Genomic DNA, 23,396 nt, shown 5'->3' with positions numbered 1-23,396 from the left:
GCGACGGAGTTCGCCGGTGCGCCACGCCCAGCGGCTGGCTGAGCGTGTCAGCGGGCGCGGCGCTTGAGGCGCTCGACGTCCTGGAGCAGGACGGCTCGCGCCTCGAGGCGCAGCCAGCCGCGTGTGGCGAAGTCGGCGAGCGCCTTGTTGACCGTCTCGCGCGATGCGCCGACGAGCTGGGCGAGCTCCTCCTGGGTGAGGTCGTGGGAGACCATGATGCCGCCCTCGACCGGACGCCCGAAGCGCTCGGACAGGTCGAGAAGCGCCTTGGCGACGCGCCCGGGCACGTCGGTGAAGACGAGGTCGGCGAGATGGGCGTTCGTGCGGCGCAGGCGCTGGGCCAGGGCTGCGAGCAGGGACTTGGACACGCCCGGGCGCCCGGTGAGCAGACCGGTGAGCGAGTCGTTGCCGAGCCCGAGCAGCTGGGTCTCGGCGACGGCCGTCGCGGTCATCGTGCGCGGGCCCGGGTCGAAGAGGCTGAGCTCGCCGAACATCTCGCCCGGGCCGAGGATGGCGACGAGGTTCTCGCGGCCGTCGGGGCTCGTGCGGCCGAGCTTGATCTTGCCCTCGGCGATGACGTACAGCGTGTCGCCGCGGTCGCCCTCGTGGAACAGCACGTCGCCGCGCTCCATGTGCGAGCGGCTCATCTCCGACAGCAGCGCCGAGGCCGCCTCGTCGTCGAGAGCCTTGAACAGGGGGGCGCGCCTCACCACGTCGAGATCCACGGGGTCAGTGTGCCATGACGGCCGAGCCGTCGCGCCGCCACCGACCGCGAGCCCCGTCACGTCGGACGGGCCGTCGGTCACCCCTCGATGCGGTAGTCGATGGGCTTGCAGACGCCGTTGTTGGACTTCTCGGCGGAGCACGCGGTGAGCCCGACGACGAGGTCGGCCTCGGCGCGCAGCACGAACCGGTCGCCGGCCCGCGACGTGGGCGGGTCGATGTGCAGCTCGCCGTTGCGCTCGGCCCACACGTTCATGAAGATGTTGAGCGTCGTACCGATCCGGTCCGGTCCGACCCCGAAGCGGCCCAGGTTCGTCGCGAGGTTCTCGAAGCAGCTCGGGTGGTACGCGCCCTCGAGCTCGGGATAGAGCAGGTCGAAGGTCTGCTGGCTGCACGGCGTGAGCAGCAGGTCGTGGCGCCCACACGTGTCCTCCACGACCGTGGCCATGGGGGTGCTGCGGTTGCTGTAGAGCACCGAGCCCGTGGTCACGAGCGTCGAGCCGGCGTAGTCGATGGTGCGCCCGGAGCTGAGCCACTCGTCGTGGTCGTCGGCCATCACCGCGAAGAAGTCGCTCACCTGCTCGCCGACAGGGTCGACGACGACGAGGCGCTGACCGGCGCGCAGCACGAAGGCCGCGCCGGTCTGGGGGGCCAGGCGGGTCAGCTCTACGGCCCCACCGGACGTGGGTGCGAAAACCGGGCCCCCCGGACCGAAGTGCCGGGAGCCGGCGAGTGGTTCACGAGGTGGCGTCGTGGGTGCGTTCTCGGCGATGGTCATCGGCGCTCCTTGTCGTCGGGGGTGACGGGCTGGACCTCGAGCGGGGGCTCCCAGCCCGGTGCGTGCTGCCGGCCGGAGTACTGGAGCGCCTCGCTGCTCTGTCCGTGGTCGGAGACCATCGGGTTGAGCGAGCCCTGCAGGTTCTCGTCACGGCGACGGATCGTGGTGCGCATGCCGTCGAACCGGCCCTCTTCCCGCAGCTGCTCGAACTGGTCGTGCGGGTTGAAGACCAGGGTGGCCAGGGGCGCCCGTCGCGCGACCCGGGACGCCGCAGGGTGCAGGCCGACGATGAAGTACGCGGTGCCGCCGGCACTGAAGGCGAAGTGCGGGTCGTTGGGGTCGGCCTCGACCCCGCGCGCCCAGAGTTCTGCGTCGGTGTCGTGGAGCCGTTGGAGCAGCTCGAAGAGCGAGGACTCGAAAGCGGCCTCGTCGTCGTGACACGGCCGGCGGAAGGTGGCGATGAACGAGTGGAAGCCGTCGCGGCCGTCGATGTCGTCGGCGAACGCCTGTAGCCGCTCGAGCAGCACCCGCGGGGTGTCGGGGGCGTCCATGTCGTCGAGCACGGCGTGCGTGGCTCCTCCCCGGCGGAAGACCGACTTCGCGCCGAGGCACGGGAACTCGGCGTGCGTGACCATGAGCTCCAGGGCCCGGACGACGTCAGCCTCGGGAGCGGGCTCCAGGTCCATGGCATGGAGCACGTCGAGCGTCGACTCGAGGCTGCCGTCGTCGTGTGACGCGTCCGGCCGTCCCTCCAGAACAGCCGCCGGCTCCCCGTCGTGTGTCTGCGTCTGCATGTCTGCCTCCTCAGTGCAGGCAGTTCGTACCCATCTGCACCGTCTTGCTGCACGCGGAGGCGCGAGGAGCCAACGGGCACAGACGCCCTCGGCGTCGGGGCGGCGCGCTGCCGGGGGCCGGTGCCGATGCCGGCCGGGCGAACCCGGCGGGACCCAGCGCGGCGGCATACAGTGTCGTCCGTGTCCCCCCGCGCCATCGTGACCGACGACGAGACCTCGATCTCGCGGACGCGTCGCGCCCGCAAGATGTACCGGTCGCTCCACGAGCGCTACCCGTACGCGCACTGCGAGCTCGACTTCACCAACCCGCTCGAGCTGCTCGTGGCGACGATCCTGTCGGCCCAGACGACCGACGTCGGGGTCAACAAGGTGACACCGATCGTCTTCGCGAAGTACCGGTCGGCGGCAGACTACGCGGGCGCCGACCGCACCGAGCTCGAGACGATCATCCAGCCGACCGGCTTCTACCGGAACAAGGCGGACGCCCTCATCAAGCTCGGCATCGCCCTCGTCGAGAACTTCGACGGCGAGGTGCCGCCGCGCCTCAAGGACCTCGTGACGCTCCCCGGGGTCGGGCGCAAGACGGCGAACGTCGTCCTGGGCAACGCCTTCGACATCCCGGGCATCACCGTCGACACGCACTTCGGCCGTCTGGTGCGCCGCTTCGGCTGGACCACCGAGGACGACCCGGTCAAGGTCGAGCACGAGATCGGTCGGCTGTTCATGCGCAAGGACTGGACGATGCTCAGCCACGTCGTCATCTTCCACGGCCGCCGCACGTGCCACGCGAAGAGGCCCGCGTGCGGTGCGTGCCCGGTCGCACGCTGGTGCCCCAGCTACGGCATCGGCGAGACCGACCCCGAGAAGGCGGCGAAGCTTCTGAAGTACGAGCTGGCGCCGAAGTGACGAAGGTGGTCAGCGGCATTGCGTATGCCGGCAGCTCGGGTTCCATCGACCCTGCCCCCACGCCGGGGCGGGGCCCGCTGCCGCGGCCGGCCTGGATGGACCGCGCAGTGCAGCGGCTCGAGAGCTTCCAGCCGGAGTGGTTCGCGCGGTTCGCGCCGCCTGACGAGAGCGCTCGCGAGTCGGCCGTGCTCATCCTCTTCGGGCCGCCGCCCGCGGGCGCCGACGGCTCCGGGGACGGCGCCGATGCCGACGGCGCCGTCGAGCCTGTGGAGCCCGGGGAGCACGTCGTGCTCATCGAGCGCTCGCACACGATGCGCACCCAGCCGGCGCAGATCGCCTTTCCCGGTGGTTCGCGCGACCCCGAGGACCCCGACCTCGTCGCCACGGCCCTCCGCGAGGCTCAGGAGGAGACGGGCGTCGACCCTGCCGGCGTCGACGTCGTCGTGCAGCTGCCCCCGATCTTCCTCGCACCGGCGCAGTTCGTCGTCACGCCGGTGCTCGCGTGGTGGGCCCGGCCCTCACCCATCGGGGTGCGCGACCCGGCCGAGGTGCACGACGTGCTCTCGGTGCCGGTGTCGCACCTCGTCGAGCCGGCGACCCGCTTCTCGGTGACGCACCCCTCGGGCTACGTCGGCCCCGGCTTCGACCTCGACGACCTGTTCCTCTGGGGCTTCACGGCCGGGCTCGTCAGCAGCGTGCTCGAGCTGGGTGGCCTCTCCAGGCCCTGGGACGCCGAGGTCCAGCGACCGCTGCCCGAGCGCTTTCTGGGAGGGAGGCGCTGATGACCGGTGGCACGGTGCTCGACGTCGCCCTGGGGCTGCTGCTCCTCGCGTACGCCTTCTCCGGCTACCGCCAGGGCCTGATCCAGAGCGCGGCCTCGCTGGTCGGCTTCTTCGCCTTCGCGATGCTCGCGGTCTGGCAGCTGCCCGGGCTCCTGGCGCGCTGGGAGGCCGTGGCCGACAACGACCGGTCACGAGTCGTCGCCCTCATCGTCGGCGTCGTCGCGTTCGGCTGGCTCGGCCAGTACCTCGGCAGCCTGCTCGGGGCGCAGGTCCGCAGAAAGGTGGGGCAGACGTCGCTGCGACGCCTCGACTCGGTGCTCGGCGCCGTCGTCGTCATGCTCGCCGCGAGCCTCATCGTCTGGTTCATCGGGGGCGCGCTGCGCACGGCGGGCAACCCCGCGCTCTCGAAGGCGATGGCCGAGTCGCGAGTCATGCGCGTCGTCAACTCGGTCGTGCCCGAGCAGACCGGCGACGTCTTCGCGAGCTTCCGCGGTTTCCTGTCGAGCCAGGGTTTCCCCCAGGTCTTCGGCGGCCTCGCACCCGAGCCGATCACGCCGGTGCAGGAGCCGGACCCCGCGGTCGCGCAGTCGCAGGCGATCCGCGCGGCCGGCCGGTCGGTCGTCAAGGTGACCACGCAGTCTCAGTCGTGCCAGCGCGGGCAGGAGGGCACGGGCTGGGTGCTCTCCCCGGGCCGCATCGTCACGAACGCCCACGTCGTCGCCGGCGCCGACCAGGTGCGCATAGAGGGCGGGGACCAGACGCTGCGAGCCCGCGTCGTCGTCTTCGACCCGAGGCGCGACCTCGCGGTGCTCAGCGTCCCGGGTCTCGCGCTACCGGCGCTCCCGCTCGGCGCCGAGGTGACCCGCGGCGACTCGGCGGCCGTTCCCGGGTTCCCGCTCGACGGCCCCTACCGCGTCGTCTCGGCCCGGGTGCGCGCCCAGCTCGACGCCCGCGGACTCGACATCTACGGCCGCGAACGCGTCGTCCGCGAGATCTACTCGCTCGCCACCACGGTGCAGCCCGGCAACTCGGGCGGCCCGCTCCTCGACCCCCAGGGCCGCGTCGTCGGCGTCATCTTCGCGAAGTCGCTCGAGGACGACACGACGGGCTATGCGCTGACCCTCAACGAGGCGAAGCCGGTCCTCGCCGCGTCGGCGGCCTCCGAGGCCGAGGTCGACACCGGCGCCTGCGTCGCCGGGTGACGCAGCGGGCCACGGGTTCCCTGACTCTCGGTGACCCAGCCACGTGTCTGGTGCCAGAGTGGTGGCATGCAGGTGTCGTTCGTCACTGCTGACGGGATCACCGACCACTCGGTAGCCGAGCTGGAGGGCCTGCTCACGCGTGGCGATGGGTTCGCCTGGGTCGACGTGCCCGACTGGGACGCCGAGGCGGAGGCCGTGCTCGCCGGGCCGATCCGGGCGCACCCGCTCGTCCGGCAGGCCTGTGCCGAGCGCAACTTCGTGCCCACGGTGCACGCGTACGAGCACCAGCTCTTCGTCATCCTCCACACCGCGCTGACGGGGGAGGGCGGGCACGTCCACGTGCTCGAGCTCGACATGGTCGTCGGGGAGCGCTGCCTCGTCACGGTGCACGGACCGCGCAACCCGGTCGTGTCGGCCGAGGCCGCGAGCCAGGAGACGCATGGGGTGAGGGCGAGGGTGGAGGCCGGTCGGCTGCGGCCCGGGTCCCCGCACGACCTCGCGTACGCCATCGGCTCCGCGATCGCCCGCCGCCTGAGTGCTGCCGTGCGCCAGGTGGCGACGCGGCTGCCTCCGCTGGAGGAGCAGGTCATGGCGGCCGACTTCCGCCGGCCCGAGGACCTGCTCGAGCAGCTCTTCCTCATCCGGCACGAGCTCATGACCTCACGCACCATGGCCGGCCAGGCGTACGACATCCAGGCCCGCATCCACTCCCTCGAGCGGTTCGTGCCCGACGAGGCGAAGCGCCACGCGCGCGACCTCGCCGAGCAGTTCGAGCGGGTGCGCAACCTCGCCGACGGCGAGATGCAGTTCCTCGTCGGCGTCATCGACCTCTACCAGACGCGCGTCACGACGAAGATGACCGTCGCGATGGAGCGGCTCGCGGTGATCGCGGCGATCACGCTTCCCATCACCGCCATCGCGTCGGTCTACGGGATGAACCTCATCGTCAACGACGAGACACACGTGCCGCAGCTGATCGCCGTGCTCGGCGTGATGCTCGTGATCAGCCTCGGCCTGCTCCGCTGGGCCCACCGCCAGGGCTGGTGGTGACCCCCACCCGACGAGAGGGCCGTGGCAACGGTGGCCGCTCCCTGGGTGACGACCGGAGAGCCTCTGTCCGCGGACGCCACTGCACCCGGCCTGCGTACCGACCCGGCCCTGCTCGAGCTGCCGGCTCTCCCCGGGCCGGAGACGCCGAGTGGCCGATGCCCGCGAAAGGCATCGGCCACTCGGAGTGCCTGGGGCGGCCGTCGGGGCGGCTGCTGTCAGCCGGCCTTGACCGCGAGCACCGGACACGACGAGTCGAGCAGCAGGCGCTGCGCCGTGGAGCCGAGCAGCAGCTTGCCGACGGGCGAGCGGTGCCGGATGCCGATGACGAGCATGCGAGGTGACTCGGCGTCGATGATCTGCAGGATCGCATCGGCCGGGTCGGTGCCGTGCTCGACCCGGCGCACCTCGTGCTCGACGCCCGACTCGGCCAGGTCGGCGTCGAGGCGGTCGAGGTCCGTGCCCTCCGCGCGGTGGGCGTCGACGAGCTTGTCGTCGCGGGACATGTTGACGACGAGCACGCGTTCGCCGTGGGCGCGGGCCTCGGTGGTGGCTGCGGCCAGGGCGGCCTCGCCCTGGGCCGTCGGGATGTAGCCGACGAGGATGGTCATGCGCGTGCCTCCTGCTGGACCTCGGCGAGCAGGCCCGCGCCCGGGCCGCCCTTGTCGCCGCGAACGGCGCGGATGAGCTTGGCGATGAACGGCCACAGGATCGTCAGCACGATGATCCCGTAGCAGACCCAGGCGACCGGGCCGCCGACCAGACCACTGATCTCACCGTGCGAGAGCTGCAGCGAGCGGCGCAGGTGCAGCTCGGCGATCGGGGCCAGGATGACGCCGATGATGAGCGGCAGGACGGGGAAGCCGAAGCGACGGATCGCGAACCCGACCAGGCCGATGGCGAGCAGCAGGTAGAGGTCGAACGCCTGGCCGTTGACCGCCCACGCACCCATCGTCGCGAAGAAGAGGATGCCGGCATACAGGTAGGGGCGCGGGATCTGGAGCAGCTTGGCCCACAGGGGCGCGAGCGGCAGGTTGAGCGCCAGCAGGAGCGTGTTGCCGACGAAGAGGCTCGCCACCAGCGTCCACACGAGCGCGGGCTGCTTCTCGATGAGCAGCGGACCGGGCTCGAGGCCGCGACCCTGCAGGAACGTGAGGATGATCGCGGCGGTCGCGTTGGTCGGCAGACCGATCGCGAGGAGCGGCACCAGGGTGCCGGCGGCCGATGCGTTGTTGGCAGCCTCCGGGCCCGCGACGCCCTCGATGGCGCCATGACCGAACTCCTCGGGGTGCTTGGTCAGCTTGCGCTCGGTGACGTACGACAGGAACGTCGGCACCTCGGCGCCGCCGGCGGGGATCGCGCCGAACGGGAAGCCCAGCGCGGTGCCGCGGAGCCACGGCTTCCACGAACGCTTCCAGTCCTGGCGGCCCATCCAGGGCTGGCCCACCGGGATGACGCCGGCGGCCTTGCGCCGCAGGTGTGCCGCGACCCACAGGGCCTCGCCCACGGCGAAGAGCCCGACCGCGACGACGACGATGTCGATGCCGTCGGCGAGCTGGGGGATGTCGAAGGTCATCCGCTGCTGGCCGGTGACCTTGTCGATGCCGATGATCCCGATGGACAAGCCGATGAGCAGCGCCGCGAAGCCACGCAGCCGCGACGAGCCGAGCACCATGCTGGCTCCGACGAACGCCAGCAGGATGATGGCGAAGTACTCCGGTGATCCGAGCTCGATCGCGAACGAGACCACCTGCGGCATGACGAGCACGAGCAGCACGGTGGCGATGGTGCCGGCCACGAACGAGCCGATGGCTGCGGTGGCGAGCGCCTGGGCGGCCCGGCCGGCCTTGGCCATCTTGTTGCCCTCGAGGGCGGTGACGACAGAGGACGACTCGCCAGGGGTGTTGAGCAGGATGGAGGTGGTCGACCCGCCGTACATGCCGCCGTAGAAGATGCCGGCGAACATGATGAGTGCCTGCGTCGTGTCGAGCGTGAAGGTGATCGGGAGCAGCAGTGCGACGGTCATGGCCGGGCCGATGCCGGGCAGCACGCCGACGGCGGTGCCGACCACGACGCCGATGAACGCGAAGAGCAGGTTCAGCGGCGTCATGACGGCGCCGAACCCCTCGATGAGGTGGTTGAGGTTTTCCATCAGAGAATCCCTTGGAGGATGCCGGCGGGCAGGTTGACCCCGAGCCCGATGGCGAACGCGTAGAAGGTGGCGAGAGAGATCGCGAGGCCGACGAGGAACCCACGGATGTGGTGTCGGTTGCCGAGCGCGAAGGCACAGCCCGCGAAGAGCAGCGTGCCGGCGATGACCCAGCCGAGCGTCTCCATCAGGGCGGCGCTGACGCCGAAGACGACGACGAGCAGCCCGACCGTCTTCCAGTCGGCGCGCGCGGTGAGGTCGATGTCCTCACCTTCGTCGGCCGCGCCCACGCCACCGCGGTGGATGTCGATGGCGTAGAGCGCGGAGACGATGAGCAGGAGGATCCCGAGGACGGTCGGGATGACCTTCGGGCCGAGCGAGTCGTTGGTGCTTGCCACGGGGGCGAGCGAGGCGGCGTTGACGAGCAGCAGGATGCCGAGGCCGGCGAGGGCCGCGCACATTCCGTACTGTGCGCGGTCCCCGCCCTGTGTCTCGACGTCCTGGGCCGCGGTCGGGGCGTCGGTGCGGTCAGGAGTCACGTCGGACATGTCAGCTCGTCAGTCCCAGGCCCTTGAGGATGTCGGCGACGGCCGTGTCCTGCTCCTTGAGGAAGCGGCCGAACTGGTCACCGGTCTCGAAGGCGTCGGTCCAGCCGCGCTTCTCGAGCTCGGCCTTCCAGGCGTCGGTGCCGTGCATCTTCGTGAGGGCGTCGATCCAGACCTGCTTGTCGCCCGCAGAGATCTCCGGCGGTGCGACGATGCCGCGCCAGTTGGTGAAGGTGAAGTCGATGCCCGACTCCTTCATCGTCGGCACGTCGGGCAGGGCGTCGACGCGCTTGTCGCTCGTGACGGCCAGGACCCGGATGGAGCCGGACTTGACCTGCTCGAGGAACTCGCCGAAACCGCTGGCGCCGAAGGCGATCTTGTTGCCGAGGACCGCGGGGAGGAGCTCGCCGCCGCCGTCGTAGGAGATGTAGGAGACCTTGGTCGGGTCGATGCCGACGGCCTTGGCGAGCTGCATGGGCAGCAGGTGGTCGGGGCCGCCCGGGCTGGAGCCGCCGCCGACGTTGACCTTCGACGGGTCCTTCTTCCAGGCCTCGACGAGGCTCTTGACGTCCTTGTACGGCGAGTCCTTGGGCACCACGATGGCGCCGGCTTCCTCGATCAGCTTGGCGATCGGGGTGGTGTCGTTCAGCGTGGCCTTCGACTTCTGCGTGTAGGCCGCGCCGACGACGCCGAGGCCCATCTGCATGGCGAGCTTGCCGTTGCCCTTCTCGTTGACGACGCGCTGGAGGCCGACGGTGCCGCCGGCGCCCGGCAGGTTGAAGACCTGGATCGAGTTGGTGATCTTCTGGTTCTCGAGCACCTGGGCGACGGTGCGGGCGGTCGTGTCGTAGCCGCCACCCGGGCTGTTGGGAACCATGACCTGCAGGCTCGAGGCCGGGCCGGCGGCGGCGCCGGTGGACGCGGTGTCCTTCTTGGCGGTGGCTCCGCAGGCCGAGAGGGCGAGTGCGCCGGCTGCGGCGATCGCGAGGACGGCGCTGACGCGGACGGGGCGGGCGTGGCCGCCGGAGGAGGTGCTGCGAGTGCTCATCGGTGAGATCTCTTTCGCATTCATGGGCTGGAACGGCATGATCGTGCCCGCACCCGATGCCGGGTGTCCCCCTTGTGTCACCAATGAAGGTTGAGTTCGTTGTGGTCAGGCAGAGCAGCGGCCGGTGGTTCGGTCGGCTGACCCTCACCGGGCAGCTGTTCGCCGTCCAGGTGCTCATACTCGTCGGGATCCTCGTCGCGGTCGGCTTCGTCTCGCTGGCGCAGTCGGAGGCGACGTTCACGCGCACCGAGGGGCGGCGGATGTCGGCGATCGCCGAGCAGATGGCGAGCACCCCGATCGTGCGCACCGAGATGGCGCCGGGTGGCGTGATCAACGTCCTCCCCTCGCTGATGCAGTCGATCGTCACGCAGTACAGCGTGACGTCGATGACGGTGGCCGACGCCGACGAGGTGGTACGCGTGTCGTCCGATCCGACGCTGGAGCGCGCTCCGATCCCCCTCGGGTCGCCTGCTGTCGCCGACGGCGCGAGCTGGACGGGCGTCATGGACGTGCGGGGTGAGCGGATGATCGTCGCGCAGAGCCCGCTGCTGTACGTGCCCGACCCGTCGCTGGAGGGTCCTCAGCTCCCGGTCGGTACGCAGCTGGGCACCGTCATGATCGCCGTGCACATGCCGTCGGCGCTCGACCGCCTGCAAGGTGCGTCGGCCTACCTGCCGACCTACCTCGGCCTCGCGCTGGTGGTGGGCGGGCTGGGGTCGTGGCTGCTGTCGCGTCGCATCCGACGTCAGACGCTGGGGCTCGAGCCGGCCGAGATCACCGGCCTCGCCGAGAGCCGCGAGGCGATGCTCTTCGGCCTTGCGGAGGGCGTGGTCGCGCTGGACACGAATGAGCGGATCACCTTGGTGAACAACGTCGCCCAGCGTCTGCTCGACCTGCCGGAACGCGTTGTCGGGATGCGTCTCGAGGACCTTCCGATCGGGCCGCGCCTGCGCGACGTGCTGCGTGGCGTGGGCGAGAGCGGCGCCTCCGCGCAGCCGGTCGACGGCGGCGCGGAGGTGCCGCGCGACCAGGTGGTGCTCCGTCGTGGCCGGGTGCTCGTCATGAACCGCATGGAGGTGAGCAAGGACGGCCGGCCGCTCGGCTCGGTGACGACCCTTCGCGACCGCACCGAGCTGGCCGACCTCGAGCGCGAGCTGGGCTCGTTCCGCAGCACCACAGAGCTGCTGCGGGCGCAGGCCCACGAGTTCGCCAACCAGCTGCACACCATCTCGGGCCTCATCCAGCTCGGCGAGTACGACGAGGTCGTGGGCTTCGTCGACTCGGTGAGCCAGCACCGCGCGCAGCTCGACCTCGCGGTGTCGCGCCGCGTCCGCGACACGGCGCTCGCGGCACTGCTCATGGCCAAGGCCGCCCAGGCCACTGAGCGGCGCGTGGAGCTTCGGGTGTCCGATGAGACCTCGCTCGGGCGGCTGACGCAGCGCGACTCCGCCGACGTGTCGGTGGTGGTCGGCAACCTCGTCGACAACGCGATCGACGCCGCCGCATCCTCGGTGGGGTCGGAGCGGTGGGTCGAGCTGACCATCCGTCAGGACGCCTCGGCAGTCGAGGTCAGCGTCGTGGACTCGGGCCCGGGGGTTGCGCCGGAGGTCGTCACCGAGGTCTTCACGCACGGCTTCACGACGAAGGCGGCACAGGCCGGCGAGCGGGGTATCGGACTGGCGCTCACGCGGTTGATCTGCCAGCGTCGGGGCGGCGAGGTGGACGTCGACAACACCCCCGACGGCGCCCGCTTCGTGGCCCGCCTCACCGTCGAGGCCGGGGCACCTCTCGGCAAGGAGGCTGGATGATCCGCGTGCTCGTCGTCGACGACGACTTCATGGTGGCGCGCATCCATCGCGGGTTCGTCGAGCGGGTAGACGGTTTCGAGGTCGTCGGCACAGCGCGGTCCGGGGCGGAGGCGCTCCAGCTCGTCGCGGAGCTCGACCCTGACCTCGTCCTGCTCGACCTCTACCTGCCGGACACGTTCGGGCTCGACCTCGTCAGCCGGCTGCGCGCGGCGGGGGCGACGTGCGACGTCCTCGTCATCACGGCGGCAAAGGAGGCCGAGTCGGTGCGCCGCGCGGTCCGTGAGGGTGTCGTCGGCTACGTGCTCAAGCCGTTCGCCTTCCCCGACCTCGAGCAGCGGCTCCAGGCGTATGCGGCCGATCGCATGCGTGCGCCGGCAGACGACGACCTGACGCAGGAGCAGATCGACGCGGCTTTCACCTCAGGGCCGTCCGGGCCGGCGCGTGCGTCCGCGCCACTGCCCAAGGGCCTGGGTGCCGAGACGGCCGAGTCCGTTGCGGCGGCGCTGCGTGAGGCGGACGGCACGTTGTCGGCGACGGAATGCGCTGAGCTCGTGGGGATCTCGCGGGTCAGTGCGCGGCGCTACCTCGAGTACTTCGCGTCGAATGGCCAGGTCGTGGTGTCCCTGCGGTACGGCACGACCGGTCGGCCCGAGCGTCGCTACCGCCGCGCCTGAGCGACTGTCACGGACGACCTGGCCATACGCCGCACGGCACCCTCCATGTGGGCGGTGCCCTGCGGCATACCTGCTCGGGTGTCGTGCAGCCCGTCAGCTGACCTTTACGGCGCGGTTGGGACCGTAGGACGCCAGGTGGTCGGTGTCGGCCGGGAGGTGGACGCGGTAGGTGAAGGTGCCGCGCGCCGTGGGCCTGACCGTGAACGCGTACGTGCTCGAGGATGAGAGGGCCCGGCTCGTCACGGTGGTCCACGCGTTGTTGCCGGCGTAGCGCTGGACGTAGACGGTGCGGCCGGCGTGCGAAGGGGCGACGGACCCGGACAGGCTGAACGTGCTGCCGAGAGGGAGCGTCGTGCGGCTGAGGTTGCTCGTCACCGCCGCCCGCACGCCGACCCGGCGGACGGCGCTGCCGGAGCCGACGAAGGTCGTCGAACCGCGGTAGACCCACCAGTAGTCCACGGACGCGGCCGGCTTGTGCGCGAAGGAGACCGTGCCGGTCGAGCTCGACGTACGCGTCGTCAGCAGCACCCAGGCCGTGGTGCCGGCCCGGCGCACGTAGAGCTGCACCGGGACGCCGGCGACGGCGCTGCCCGTGACGTTCCGCGTCAGCCGGCTGCTCACCGTGACGGTTCCCCCGCTGGTGAGGGACGTGACGTTGGACGTCATCGACTCGTTGGTGCCGGCGATCGTCACCGCCGACGACGGGCCGTAGTGGCCGGTGCGGTCCTTCGGCCAGATCCGGAAGCTGTACGTCGCGCCCTCCGTGAGGCCGAGCGTGACGCTCGTGCCGGTGCCGGAGTAGGCGCTCGTGCCCGTCGACACCGAACCGGGGGCGGTGGATCCCGTTGCCATGCGGACGATGTAGCGGTCGAGGTCGTGGATGGCCGGGGCCGTCCAGGTCAGGGTGGCGGAACGGTAGGCGCCGGTCGCCTTGAAGCCGCCGACCGCCGGCGGTGCAGCGTCGGTCGTGCGGTAGGTCGAGGTGAACGGGGTCGTCATGGTGTTGCCCGACGAGTCCATCACCCCCGAGACGAGGAGCCGGTAGGGCGCGTTGTCGAAGAGCGGGGCCGCGGGCGTGATGGTCGCCGCGCGCGTCGCAGGGTCGTAGGTCACGGCGGCCGGGACGCGGGCCCCGGTCTTGCCGTCGAGGATTCCCACCGTCGACGCGGTGACCGAGGCGGGCACGACGTCGCGGACGAACGTGACGCTCGGCGCCGTCGTGACGGCCGAACCGCCGAAGTCCGCAGGAGCCGCACTGCGCACCCACAGCTGCTCGCCGGGCACCGTCGGGCCGCCTGCGTTGGCCAGCACCTCGTAGCCGGTCTGCGTGCCGACGACTGCGTCGGTGCGGCCGTCGCCGGTGACGTCACCGAGCACCAGCCCGGAGGGGTCGAGGGGCAGGCTCGAGCTCATCGGCGACGTGCTCGCCGGCATCAGCGTGCCGTCGGGGCGCTGCTCCATGACGCTGGCGGTGCTCCAGGAGTCGTGGGCGTCGACCAGGTCGAGCCGGCCGTCCCCGGTGAGGTCGGCGGCCTCGAGCGGGCCGGGGATGTCGGGCATGCCCGAGACCACGGCAGGAGCCAGAGAGCCGTCCGCGTTCTGGTGCCAGACGAGCAGTCTCGCGGAGGGCGAGTTGCCGCCCGTCACCGCGGCGAGATCGGCGCGGCCGTCGCCGTTGACGTCCGCGACCTCGATGCCGCTGGCCGGGAAGTCCGTGAGCAGGTTCGTGACGGCCCGCGTCCAGCCGGCCGCGGTGTTGCGCAGCACGTGCAGCGCGGAGCCGTTGTCGGTCGCGACGTCGGGACGGCCGTCGTCGTCGAGGTCGCCCACCTCGAGCTCGGTTGCCGGCTCGGTGTCGATGACGGTGCGAACCCAGGAACCGTCCGGCTGCGCCATCAACGCCGCGACGTCGGTTGCGGTGCCCTGGACGATGTCGACCCGGCCGTCACCGTCGAGGTCGACGGCCTTGACGAGCGTCGAGCCCGTGGTGTCGGCGACGACCTGGGGCGCGCCGAGCGTGTGCGCCGCGGTCTGCGGGAAGACCTGGATACCGGTGTCGGTGGCGACGACGACATCCAGGAGGTTGTCTCCGTCGACGTCGGCGAGCGAGATGCTGCGCACGAGCGACGAGCCGGAGGTCGAGTAGACGACCGGTGCGGCGAGTCCGCTCGCGAGTCCGCGACGCACGTGCAGCTGCCCGCCGGCCCCGGAGCCGACCCCGGCGACGAGGTCCTTGCGACCGTCGCCGTCGACGTCCCCGAGCTCGAGGGGCCGGTAGCCGCCCGACGACGCCACGGGCGTACCGGCGTTGAGAACGCCCGCGCTGCCCGGCTGGACCGTGAGCGTGTAGGGCCGGTCGGGGACGCGTGAGCCGTTGAAGTTGCGGACGCTCACGTAGTAGGTGCCGCCCATGCGGAGCGACACGGACTCGGCGACGCCCTCGGCCCCCTGGTCGGCCTGGGCCACCAGCCTGAGGTTCTGGTCGTAGACCGCGAGCACCGGGTCCATGTTCTGCGGCAGGTTCGTGTCGTCCGCCGGCGGCGTCAGGGTGACTCGTGTCGTGCGCTGGCTGGGGGAGTCGTAGCGGAACCAGTCCACGTCGCCCTCGACGCCGGTGATGCCCTGCGCCGTGACGCTCAGGGGGGTGGCTCGCGCGGGGACGTCGTTGGGCTCGTCGGCCCCGGATGCCGGCTGGCCGAAGTCGCCCGCCCAGCCACCCCCGAGCGCGCTCGTCGCGTCGACGATGCCGGCGCCGTAGAAGGGGTCGATGCCCCGCGGCCCGGCGTCGCGAGCCGTCGACCGCAGGCGTGCCGCGACCTGCGCCGGAGTGAGGCGCGGGTTCTGTGTGCGCACCAGCGCGGCGATGCCCGAGACGATCGGTGCCGAGAACGAGGTGCCGCTGCCGAAGTAGTAGGTGCCGGTGCCCTGCTCGGTCAGACGGGTCGAGAGGATGTCCCAGCCCGGCGCCGCGACGTCGACCCACGAGCCGTGCGTGCTGAAGTCGACCAGGCGGCCCGCGTTGTCGGTCGCGCCGACCGCGATCGCCTCGGGGTATGCCGCTGGGTACTCGGGCTCGTCCGAGCCGGAGTTGCCAGCCGCCACGACGACGACCGCACCCTTGCCGACGGCGTACTTCACGGCGTCGTGCAGGGCAGGGCTGTCGTCGGGTCCCCCGAGCGACAGGTTGACGATGCGCGCGCCGTGGTCGACGGCCCACCTGATGCCCTTGATGATGTTGGAGTCGGTGCCCTGGCCCGCCGAGTTGAGCACCTTGACGGGCATGACCCTTGCGTTCCAGGCGACCCCGGCGATGCCTTCGGTGTTGTTGGTCTGCGCGGCGACGATGCCCGCGACCATCGACCCGTGCCCGTTGTTGTCGCTCGCCGACCCCGTGACGATGCCGACGTTGCTGACGAAGTTGAAGCCGGACACCGTGCGGCCGAGGAGGTCGGGGTGCTTGCCGTTGACGCCGGTGTCGACGACGGCGACCACCTGCGATAGCGAGCCCTTCGAGCGGTCCCAGGCGGACGGCATACGCACCGTCTTGAGGTAGTCCTGGTCGCCGGACGCGTAACCCAGGTCGTTCGGCGTCGCGTTGGTCTCGCGGATGTAGTCGAGCGTGACGTCGGCGACGGCGGGGTCGGCGCTCAGCCGGCTCGCGAGCTCGTCGGCGTTTCCGGTGGTCGTGACCTTGACGAAGTCGGTGCCCTCGAGCGCCTCGGCCTGGCGGCCGCCCCGGCTCTTCGCGGCCTTGTCGCGCACGGCCTTCGACGCATTCTTCTTGAACTTCACGAGCACCGTGTGCGGGTCGTGAGCCTGCTGCTCCTTCCCCTGCCGGGTCGGCCGCGGCAGGTGCTTCGCAGTCGGCTTGGCGGCGGCAGCGACCGAGGACGTGGGTGCCGCGGAGGCGGAGGTGGTGGACAAGGCCGTGACGGGTGCGACGAGCGCAAGCGTCAGGGCCGCCGCGAAAGGACGGCGACTGAGCATGGAGGTCCCCTGTGATAAGTGGTCTGGCGAGCGAATCATGACAGACCGGACGACGCCGTGACGGCCTGATCACGCACGAGCTGGACCGAGACGGAGACCTGCTGAGATACGAGCAGCTGCGGGCGCGAGCGGTCCTTCCCGCGGTAGTCCGCGTGCCGGGCTGCCGTTGGGGTCAGGCGTTCAGACATTTGGCCCGGGGCCTGTGCGGTACACCGCGCCCGTGTCTGCATGCGACAGAAGTCCTTTACACCCAAAATTCGCATTTCACGCCTCATGGGCACCAGCGCCCGTAACCTTCCGGCGTGAGATCGGGGAGCATGCCGTATGTCCCGGCGCTGGACGGCCTGCGGGGGATCGCTGTGGCGCTCGTCGTCTGCGCTCACGTCGTGCCCGGATTCACCGCCGGCCGAGTCGGCGTCGACGTGTTCTTCGTCCTCAGCGGCTACCTGATCACGACGATCCTGCTGCGGGAGTGGACGGCTCGGGGGCGCATCGACCTCAGGGCGTTCTACCTCCGTCGGCTGCTGCGCTTGGGGCCGCCCCTCGCAGTCGTGCTCGCCGCCTACATCCTGGCGACCCCCGTCTGGGTGTCGCGTGGCGTGACTCTGGAGCAGCTGACGACCGTGTGGGTAGCGGCCGCCACCTACACGTGGAATCTGCTCATCGTCGGCCTGGGGGTGCTCCCGACAGGCGCCGCAGGCGCGCTGAGTCACCTCTGGTCACTGGGTCAGGAGGAGCAGTTCTACCTCGTCTTCCCTCTGGTGCTCGTCCTGGTCCTTCGCAGGCGGTCACAGCCACGCGTCCTGTTGCGGGCGCTGCTCGGGTTGGCTGTGGTGATGCTCCTCCTGTACGTGCTGACAGCAGGCACGCTCTTCGCGGAGTTCGGTCCAGTTACGCGCGGGTTCGGGCTGCTTGTCGGCTCTGCGCTGGCGGTCGGCAGATGGGGCGGTCAGGCGTATGCCGTCCGGCGCTGGTTGGCGCTCGGAGCCGTCCTGGTTGTGGGGATCGTCATCACAGGCGCCGTGCTCCGATGGCTACCCGGCGACGCCGACATCCCCGCGGCGGTGTGCGTGGCTGTCCTGGTGATCGCTCACGTGACTGGCCATGGTGAGGGCGCCCTGAGTCGGCTCCTGGCGTTCCGACCGTTGGTATGGCTCGGCCTGGTGAGCTACTCGCTGTACCTGTGGCATCTCCCGCTCGTGGTGCTGGCCGCCGACGTCTGGCACCTCGGCAGCCTCGGTGTCGCTGCTTTCGCGCTCCCTACAGCGCTCGCCCTGGCCGAGCTGACGCGGCGACTCGTCGAGGAGCCCGCGGCACGGGTCAAGGAACGCTGGGTACGCGCTCGGACTGCTCCTGGGATGCTCGGTGACCCGGCACCCGCTGCGCTCGAGTAGGGGCGACCGAACGCGTGGCCTCGCGAATCAGGATGGCCAGGCCGACGATGACGTAGACGCAGGAAAGCGCCGCCTTCCACCACGGGAAGGTGAGCTCGCCGAAGGGTTGCTCCGTGTAGGTCATCCAGATGATGGGATACCAGAAGAGCAACAGGACCAGGGCCGCTCGCACGGCCTGTCGACGGGCGGCGAACACCGCCAGGACGACGATGACCCAGACCCAGTGGTGGCTCCACGACACCGGCGACCCGAGCAGTCCGCCGAAGGCGATCCAGACGACGGCCGACACCTCTGCACCCGGCCCGCGTTGGCGCAGGCTGTGCCGCGCAGCCGCCGCGCCGAGCGCCACCCCGGCCAGGGCCAGGGCCGCCTGGGCGACGAGTGGGAGCTCAGGACGGCCGAGCAGCCGTAGCGCTGCCGCCAGCAACGACTGGTTGTCGGTGCCGACGACGGCGTCGGAGCCGAACTTGGACAGCCCGAGGAACCCGCCTCCCCAGAAGGACGCACTCGCCGCGGGCGCGACAAGCCAACCGACCGCCACCGATGCGGCGAAGCCGATGCCCGTACGCACGAGTGAGGCCCAGTCGCGCTTGAGGAGGAAGTAGACGACGAAGACGGCCGGGGTCAGCTTGATCCCGGCGGCGATGCCGATGAGGAAGCCGCGCCGACGCGTGGGGAGGACGAGGAGGTCGATGACCACCATCGCCATCAGGATGAGGTTGACCTGGCCCAACAGCAGGTTCCGCATGATCGGCTCGAGCGCAGCCGTCGCCACGACGAGCCAGGCGATGGAGGCAGGGCGCAGCTCGAGGCGTCGCGCGACGACGGTGATGACGATTGCGAGGGCAGCCGCCGACGCGGCGGTCAGGACGAACCGGGCCGCGCCGACCGGCAACAGTGCCAACGGGACGAACACCGCCGCGGCGAAGGGGGAGTAGGTGAACCTGAGGTCCACGCCCGACGCGACGGCATACAGGTCTCCACCGTCCAGGAGCGTGCGTGCGCCCATCACGTAGACGTCGAGGTCGACCCAGATGCCGGTGTCGACGGTGCGCCACTGCACCCAGCCGAACATGGCGGTCACGACGATGGCGAGCACCGTCACGAGGCGCGTCACCGGCCGTGACATGGCGATCTGCATGCTCATCCCGTTCGCGAGGCGGCTGGCGGATCCAGCCCGGTGGTGTCCGACCACCTCGGCCATTCTCATGGAGCCGGGATCGAAAATACGCCCAATCGGAACATTCGGCCCACGACTGCGCGCTCAGAGCTGGGTGAGAACCTGCTCGCCGATGTGGCGCATCCCGCGCAGCACCGCCCAGACCGTCAGGTGGTCGAGGGTCGTGCCGGGGGCGGGGTCCCAGTTGGCGATGGCCGCCCAGGTCACGGTCCGGTCGCCGATGGTCACCGCGCCCACGTCGGCGCGGACTCCGGCGTCGGTGCCCGTCTTGTTCCAGAAGGTCGTCGGCTGGGCCAGCGAGGCATGGTGGGCGATCGGGTCGAGGCCCCCCTGCTCGACGAGGGCCGATCCCACCATCGACTGGTCGACGTTGGCCGACAGCCACTGGCGGACGAGCTGGTCCGCCTCGTGGCCCGCCGCCGTGCCACTGGCCAGTCGGCTCATGAGGCTGCTCAGCTCGGCGGCCGTACCCGTCGAGAGGGTGGCCGGGTGGTCGGCCTCTCGGACGTCGCGGACCTGGTCGTGAAGCGCCGTTGCCCGGAGCCCGAGCGAGGTGGCTCGTGCGGCGACCTCGGCCAGACCGACCCGCCGGAGCAGGACGTTCGTCGCGAGGTTGTCGGAGACGGCGCCGACGAGGGCCGCCACGTCCACCAAGGGCAGTGTCTCTACGGAGAGGGTGTGCCACAGGCCGGAGTCTCCGACCCAGAGGTCGACGGTCCGGGTCAGGGGCTCGTCCGGCGACAGCTCGCCGGCAGCGATCGCCCGCGCCGTCTCCACGAGGAGGAGCACCTTGCCGACGGATGCCGTGCGCAACGGCTCGACGGTTCCAGCCACGCCCAGCGGCATACCTGATCCGTCACGGACGCAGACCGACCATGTGACCCCGCCGGCGTGTGGAAGCTCGAAATCCATGTCAGCCAAGGGATCCGAGCCACTTGATGAGGGCTGCGTTGACGGGGTCGGGGGCTTCCTCGGTGAGGAAGTGGCCGGCGCCGGGGATCTTGACCTGGCGGTAGTCGCCGGGCACGAAGGCCCCGGAACCGTGGGTCGCGGCGGCGATGACGCAGCCGTCGTCGGTGCCCTGCAGCTGCAGCACCGGCACGCGGATCGCGTGGCGGATGCGCCGCATGAACAGGGGTCCGTCGGGGCGGATCGACGAACGCCCGAGCCAGCGGTAGTGCTCGGCCGCCGAGTGGGCGACGAACGGGATCATCATGGCGTCGCCGTACCGCGCGACGTCCTCCGACTGGGGGAACGTGCCGAACGGAGAGGCCCACGAGCAGAGGAGGTTCTCGACGTAGTCGTGCGACTTCGCCATCTCGCGCTCGGGCACGAACGGCTTCTGGAGGGCGGCGATCCACGACGAGGCCCGGCGCTGTTCAGGGTCGGTCCACGTCGCGTGCCGCATCACCCTCGGATGCGGCATGGACAGCGAGGCGATCGCGCGCGTCACGTCGCGACGCAGCACCGGCATGCACCAGGCCACCCAGCCGCCGAGGCCCTGACCCATGACGACGGCGTCCTTCTCTCCCAGGGCGCGGATGACGCTGGCCGTGTCGAGCGTCGCCATGTACGTGTCGTAGCCGCGCGGGGGCTTGTCGGAGCCGCCGTAGCCGCGGAGGTCCATGGCGGCGACGCGGTAGCCGGCCGCGGCGAGCGCGACCATCTGGTGACGCCACGTGAACCAGAACTGGGGGAAGCCGTGCAGCAGGAGCACGAGCGGACCCTCGCCGAGCTCGGCGACGTGGAAGCGCGCACCGTTCGCCGAGACGTAGCGGTGCTCCCAGGGGCCGTCGATGTTGACGAAGGCAGCGTCGACGGACATGGGAGGGGTCGGTCGGGACTCAGGCGTCGCGGGACGGATCGGGCTGCGCCGTGGGGGCGGTCGCCGAGGCGGGGATGTCCTTGCGGTCCCACTCCGGACGCGGAGCCGGCACGACCGTGCCGGGGTGCTCGGTGGCCGACTTGAGGGCGGCGACGGTCGTCTGCGCCTCGGCGATCGTCTTCTCCGGCGTCGGCTTGACGGTCTTCATCTTGCGGATGCCGAGCAGGGCGAGAACGCCGGCGACGACCAGCATGAAGACGGTGACGATGAGGAGGCTGAGCCAGCGAGGAAGGCCGAGCGCCTCGATGCCCTCGGCGATGGTGATGAAGATGAAGTAGACGGCGTAGAAGACGATGACGCCCGCGGCGGCGAGCAGCCCGCCACCGATGCCCGCCTTCTTGACCTGCACCGAGACCTCAGCCTTGGCCAGGGCGATCTCGCTGCGCACGAGCGTCGAGATGTCCTGCGACGCAGACGCGACCAGCTGGCCGAGCGTCCGCTCCTGCCGGGGATCCGTGCTCATCGGCTCACTTCCTCGGTTCTCGATGGCGAATGTCTGGATGGCGACTGCGCGGGCGCGTCCACCGGTTGCCACCCTACTGCGAGCCCCTTACCCGAAGGTGCGCGGCAGGGGACATCAGGCCGGATCCCGAGGCTGGGTCTCGTAGACGTCGGGGATGCCGTCGTCGTCGCGGTCCGCGGTCTCGCGTGCCTCGACGAGCCGGTAGTGGCGGTTGCGCGCTCTCAGAACCACGCTCGCGAGCAGCGCCGCGACGAGGCTGCCGCCCAGGACGGCCAGCTTGACGTGGTCGTCGCGCTCGGATCCGGGACCGAAGGCCAGCTCACCGACGAGGAGGCTCACGGTGAACCCGACGCCGGCGAGAAGCGACAGGCCGAGAACGTCCGTCCACGAGAGGTCCTCGTCCAGCTCGGCGCGGGTGAAACGGGCGACGGCCCAGGTGCCTCCCATCACGCCGACCGCCTTGCCCGCGACGAGACCCACCGTGACGCCGATCGCGGCTGGATCGCGGCTGGCGGCCGCGAGGCCGCCTCCCACGACGGTCACGCCGGCGGCGAAGAAGGCGAAGGCCGGGACGGCGAAGCCCGCCGAGAAGGGGCGGATCCGGTGTTCCATGCGCTCGGCTAGCGAGTGCCGGTCGGGGGCTTCCTCGACCTCACGGTTCACCGGTACGAGCAGACCCAGGAGCACTCCGGCCACCGTCGCGTGCACGCCACTCGAGTGGACGCACACCCAGGCGAGAACGGCCGGAGCTGCCAGGACAAGGGGGTTGGTGACTCTGGCCTTCAGCAGGAGCCGCCACACCACGAGTGGAACCGCCGCCGCCAGGAGCCAGAGGAGGTTCACCGACGCGGTGTAGAACACGGCGATGATCGTGATGGCGATCAGGTCGTCGACGACGGCGAGGGTCAGCAGGAACGACCGTAGGGCGCTCGGCAGGTGGGTCCCGATGACGGCGAGGACCGCGAGGGCGAAGGCGATGTCCGTGGCTGTGGGGATCGCCCACCCGCGCAGTATGCCGCCCAGCTCGCCAGCGCTGTCTCCGTTGGACACGAGCGTCGCCGTGACGACGAAGAGGCCTGCCGGCAGGACCACGCCGCACACCGCTGCCGCGATGGGGAGGGCTGCCTTGCGGCGGTCTGACAGGTCGCCGGCCACGAACTCGCGCTTCAGCTCTATCCCGGCGACCAGGAAGAACACGGCGAGAAGGCCGTCTGCCGCCCATGTCCCGAGGGAGAGGTCCAGGTGGAGGGCGGAAGGTCCGACGACGGTGTCCCGCAGCGACGCGTAGCCATTGCGCCACGGCGAGTTCGCCCAGGCGAGAGCGGCAACTGCTGCGACGAGCAGGATCGCTCCGCCCACGGTCTCGGCGCGCAGGAGCTCTGCGACGTACTTCGCCTCGCGCCACGTGCCGCGTCCCAGCAGGCGCTCGCGTCGCGGTGTTCGCCCATCGAGGGGGGAGTGGGTGGTCGGCTTCGCGGGCGGATCGCTCGCCATGGGTGTTCCCTTCGGGCGCATGGGTATCGAACGCCGACCAGACTTCCCGGCACACCCAGCCCAGACGAACTTCCTTTGGGCGCCTGCAGTCTACCTAGAGGCCTTGTGACACGGGCAATTCGGACTAACAGGACATCGCCCGTGGAAGGCCGTCCGCGTCCGTACATTTGGTGGCGGGGCGGGAGAGATCCCGAAGATCACACAGTTGGGGGGAATGACATGGGTGCAAACACCGAGCCTGGCTGGTACTACGTGGGCAAGGGGCAGCTGCGCTATCGCGACGAGGTCGGCTGGACGGCATACGAGATGGACACGCGCGACGTGCGTGCGGCCGAGTGGCCGCCGGCGACGCCCGCGGAGATGTTGCGGGAACTGCGCGCGAGCGGTTCCGACGGGAGCTCGCGCAAGTTCCCGAGTGCCCTCCGACGCCTGCGTCGCGCCAGTCGGAGTGCAGGGCGTCACCGCAGCGCGTGAGTTCCGCGTGCACGTGCAGGACCGCACCTGGGATGCCGGGCCGACATGTCGGCCCGGCATCCC

Annotated in this window: 21 protein-coding genes; 8 read left to right on the top strand and 13 right to left on the bottom strand. The window is 70.8% G+C overall.

The window, feature by feature from the left end; translation table 11 throughout:
• Window positions 1-47: 47 nt before the first annotated feature.
• The 3 genes from ACFQ2V_RS05840 to gntA form a co-directional block, all read right to left on the bottom strand.
• Complete coding sequence (locus ACFQ2V_RS05840; RefSeq protein ID WP_386051603.1) at window positions 48-725, bottom strand: Crp/Fnr family transcriptional regulator; 678 nt, start codon at window positions 723-725, stop codon at window positions 48-50.
• A 77-nt stretch (window positions 726-802) separates the two neighbouring features.
• On the bottom strand, window positions 803-1,501 hold the full coding sequence (locus tag ACFQ2V_RS05835; RefSeq protein ID WP_386051601.1) for a DUF1989 domain-containing protein: 699 nt from the start codon (window positions 1,499-1,501) through the stop codon (window positions 803-805).
• Complete coding sequence (gene gntA, locus ACFQ2V_RS05830) at window positions 1,498-2,295, bottom strand: guanitoxin biosynthesis heme-dependent pre-guanitoxin N-hydroxylase GntA (RefSeq protein ID WP_386051599.1); 798 nt, start codon at window positions 2,293-2,295, stop codon at window positions 1,498-1,500. The genes ACFQ2V_RS05835 and gntA overlap by 4 nt, the downstream gene beginning before the upstream one ends.
• A 246-nt stretch (window positions 2,296-2,541) precedes the next feature.
• Between gntA and nth the strand changes: the two genes are divergently transcribed.
• The 4 genes from nth (at window position 2,542) to ACFQ2V_RS05810 (ending at window position 6,235) form a co-directional block, all read left to right on the top strand.
• Window positions 2,542-3,201 carry an endonuclease III gene (gene nth, locus ACFQ2V_RS05825; protein WP_386051628.1) on the top strand — a complete coding sequence of 220 codons (660 nt, stop codon included), beginning with the start codon at window positions 2,542-2,544 and terminating at the stop codon, window positions 3,199-3,201.
• Window positions 3,198-3,983: an NUDIX hydrolase gene (locus ACFQ2V_RS05820; protein WP_386051597.1), complete on the top strand. Its 786-nt coding sequence runs from the start codon at window positions 3,198-3,200 to the stop codon at window positions 3,981-3,983. Before nth ends, ACFQ2V_RS05820 begins: the two co-directional genes overlap by 4 nt.
• Window positions 3,983-5,185 carry a MarP family serine protease gene (locus tag ACFQ2V_RS05815; protein ID WP_386051595.1) on the top strand — a complete coding sequence of 401 codons (1,203 nt, stop codon included), beginning with the start codon at window positions 3,983-3,985 and terminating at the stop codon, window positions 5,183-5,185. Before ACFQ2V_RS05820 ends, ACFQ2V_RS05815 begins: the two co-directional genes overlap by 1 nt.
• Window positions 5,186-5,251: 66 nt before the next feature.
• A complete protein-coding gene (locus ACFQ2V_RS05810; RefSeq protein ID WP_386051592.1) occupies window positions 5,252-6,235 on the top strand; it encodes a magnesium transporter CorA family protein in 984 nt (327 codons plus the stop codon).
• A 215-nt stretch (window positions 6,236-6,450) separates the two neighbouring features.
• Here the strand turns inward: ACFQ2V_RS05810 and ACFQ2V_RS05805 are convergent, their stop codons facing one another.
• Genes ACFQ2V_RS05805 through ACFQ2V_RS05790 form a run of 4 tightly spaced genes read right to left on the bottom strand, consistent with a single transcriptional unit; the run spans window position 6,451 to window position 9,974 of the window.
• On the bottom strand, window positions 6,451-6,843 hold the full coding sequence (locus ACFQ2V_RS05805) for a universal stress protein (protein WP_386051590.1): 393 nt from the start codon (window positions 6,841-6,843) through the stop codon (window positions 6,451-6,453).
• The gene (locus ACFQ2V_RS05800; RefSeq protein WP_386051589.1) at window positions 6,840-8,384 is read right to left on the bottom strand and encodes a tripartite tricarboxylate transporter permease; all 1,545 of its coding nucleotides are present in this window, start codon (window positions 8,382-8,384) and stop codon (window positions 6,840-6,842) included. The genes ACFQ2V_RS05805 and ACFQ2V_RS05800 overlap by 4 nt, the downstream gene beginning before the upstream one ends.
• Window positions 8,384-8,929 carry a tripartite tricarboxylate transporter TctB family protein gene (locus ACFQ2V_RS05795; protein ID WP_386051587.1) on the bottom strand — a complete coding sequence of 182 codons (546 nt, stop codon included), beginning with the start codon at window positions 8,927-8,929 and terminating at the stop codon, window positions 8,384-8,386. The genes ACFQ2V_RS05800 and ACFQ2V_RS05795 overlap by 1 nt, the downstream gene beginning before the upstream one ends.
• A gap of 1 nt (window position 8,930) precedes the next feature.
• Window positions 8,931-9,974 (bottom strand): Bug family tripartite tricarboxylate transporter substrate binding protein, encoded by a 1,044-nt coding sequence (locus ACFQ2V_RS05790; protein ID WP_386051585.1) that lies wholly within the window; start codon window positions 9,972-9,974, stop codon window positions 8,931-8,933.
• A gap of 101 nt (window positions 9,975-10,075) precedes the next feature.
• On the opposite strand from ACFQ2V_RS05790, the gene ACFQ2V_RS05785 reads away from it, so the two are divergent.
• Both ACFQ2V_RS05785 and ACFQ2V_RS05780 read left to right on the top strand, forming a co-directional pair.
• Complete coding sequence (locus ACFQ2V_RS05785) at window positions 10,076-11,782, top strand: sensor histidine kinase (RefSeq protein WP_386051584.1); 1,707 nt, start codon at window positions 10,076-10,078, stop codon at window positions 11,780-11,782.
• Window positions 11,779-12,456 (top strand): response regulator, encoded by a 678-nt coding sequence (locus ACFQ2V_RS05780; RefSeq protein WP_386051582.1) that lies wholly within the window; start codon window positions 11,779-11,781, stop codon window positions 12,454-12,456. The genes ACFQ2V_RS05785 and ACFQ2V_RS05780 overlap by 4 nt, the downstream gene beginning before the upstream one ends.
• Before the next feature lie 93 nt (window positions 12,457-12,549).
• On the opposite strand, the gene ACFQ2V_RS05775 is transcribed toward ACFQ2V_RS05780, so the two are convergent.
• Entirely contained in the window at window positions 12,550-16,443 is a 3,894-nt protein-coding gene (locus ACFQ2V_RS05775; protein ID WP_386051580.1) for a S8 family serine peptidase, read from the bottom strand.
• A gap of 302 nt (window positions 16,444-16,745) precedes the next feature.
• Here ACFQ2V_RS05775 and ACFQ2V_RS05770 point away from each other — a divergent pair, with 302 nt between their 5' ends.
• Window positions 16,746-17,837, top strand: coding sequence for an acyltransferase family protein (locus ACFQ2V_RS05770; RefSeq protein ID WP_386051578.1), 1,092 nt, complete (start codon window positions 16,746-16,748; stop codon window positions 17,835-17,837).
• Here the strand turns inward: ACFQ2V_RS05770 and ACFQ2V_RS05765 are convergent.
• From ACFQ2V_RS05765 to nhaA, 5 genes are all read right to left on the bottom strand, one after another.
• On the bottom strand, window positions 17,764-18,978 hold the full coding sequence (locus ACFQ2V_RS05765) for a glycosyltransferase 87 family protein (RefSeq protein WP_386051576.1): 1,215 nt from the start codon (window positions 18,976-18,978) through the stop codon (window positions 17,764-17,766). The two genes, ACFQ2V_RS05770 and ACFQ2V_RS05765, sit on opposite strands and share 74 nt — an antisense overlap.
• A gap of 123 nt (window positions 18,979-19,101) precedes the next feature.
• Complete coding sequence (locus ACFQ2V_RS05760) at window positions 19,102-19,851, bottom strand: serine hydrolase (RefSeq protein ID WP_386051574.1); 750 nt, start codon at window positions 19,849-19,851, stop codon at window positions 19,102-19,104.
• A 79-nt stretch (window positions 19,852-19,930) separates the two neighbouring features.
• The gene (locus tag ACFQ2V_RS05755) at window positions 19,931-20,842 is read right to left on the bottom strand and encodes an alpha/beta fold hydrolase (protein WP_386051572.1); all 912 of its coding nucleotides are present in this window, start codon (window positions 20,840-20,842) and stop codon (window positions 19,931-19,933) included.
• Window positions 20,843-20,861: 19 nt separating this feature from the next.
• Window positions 20,862-21,365: a phage holin family protein gene (locus tag ACFQ2V_RS05750; RefSeq protein ID WP_386051571.1), complete on the bottom strand. Its 504-nt coding sequence runs from the start codon at window positions 21,363-21,365 to the stop codon at window positions 20,862-20,864.
• 114 nt (window positions 21,366-21,479) lie between these two features.
• Window positions 21,480-22,859 (bottom strand): Na+/H+ antiporter NhaA, encoded by a 1,380-nt coding sequence (gene nhaA / locus ACFQ2V_RS05745; protein ID WP_386051569.1) that lies wholly within the window; start codon window positions 22,857-22,859, stop codon window positions 21,480-21,482.
• A 219-nt stretch (window positions 22,860-23,078) separates the two neighbouring features.
• Here nhaA and ACFQ2V_RS05740 point away from each other — a divergent pair, with 219 nt between their 5' ends.
• A complete protein-coding gene (locus ACFQ2V_RS05740; RefSeq protein ID WP_386051568.1) occupies window positions 23,079-23,333 on the top strand; it encodes a hypothetical protein in 255 nt (84 codons plus the stop codon).
• Window positions 23,334-23,396 lie beyond the last annotated feature (63 nt).

Origin of the sequence: Terrabacter terrigena, from assembly GCF_042676085.1 — a bacterium.
Classification (GTDB): Bacteria; Actinomycetota; Actinomycetes; order Actinomycetales; family Dermatophilaceae; genus Terrabacter; species Terrabacter terrigena.
Note: the sequence above shows the minus strand (reverse complement) of the source record. Positions and strands in the feature narration are given on the sequence as shown.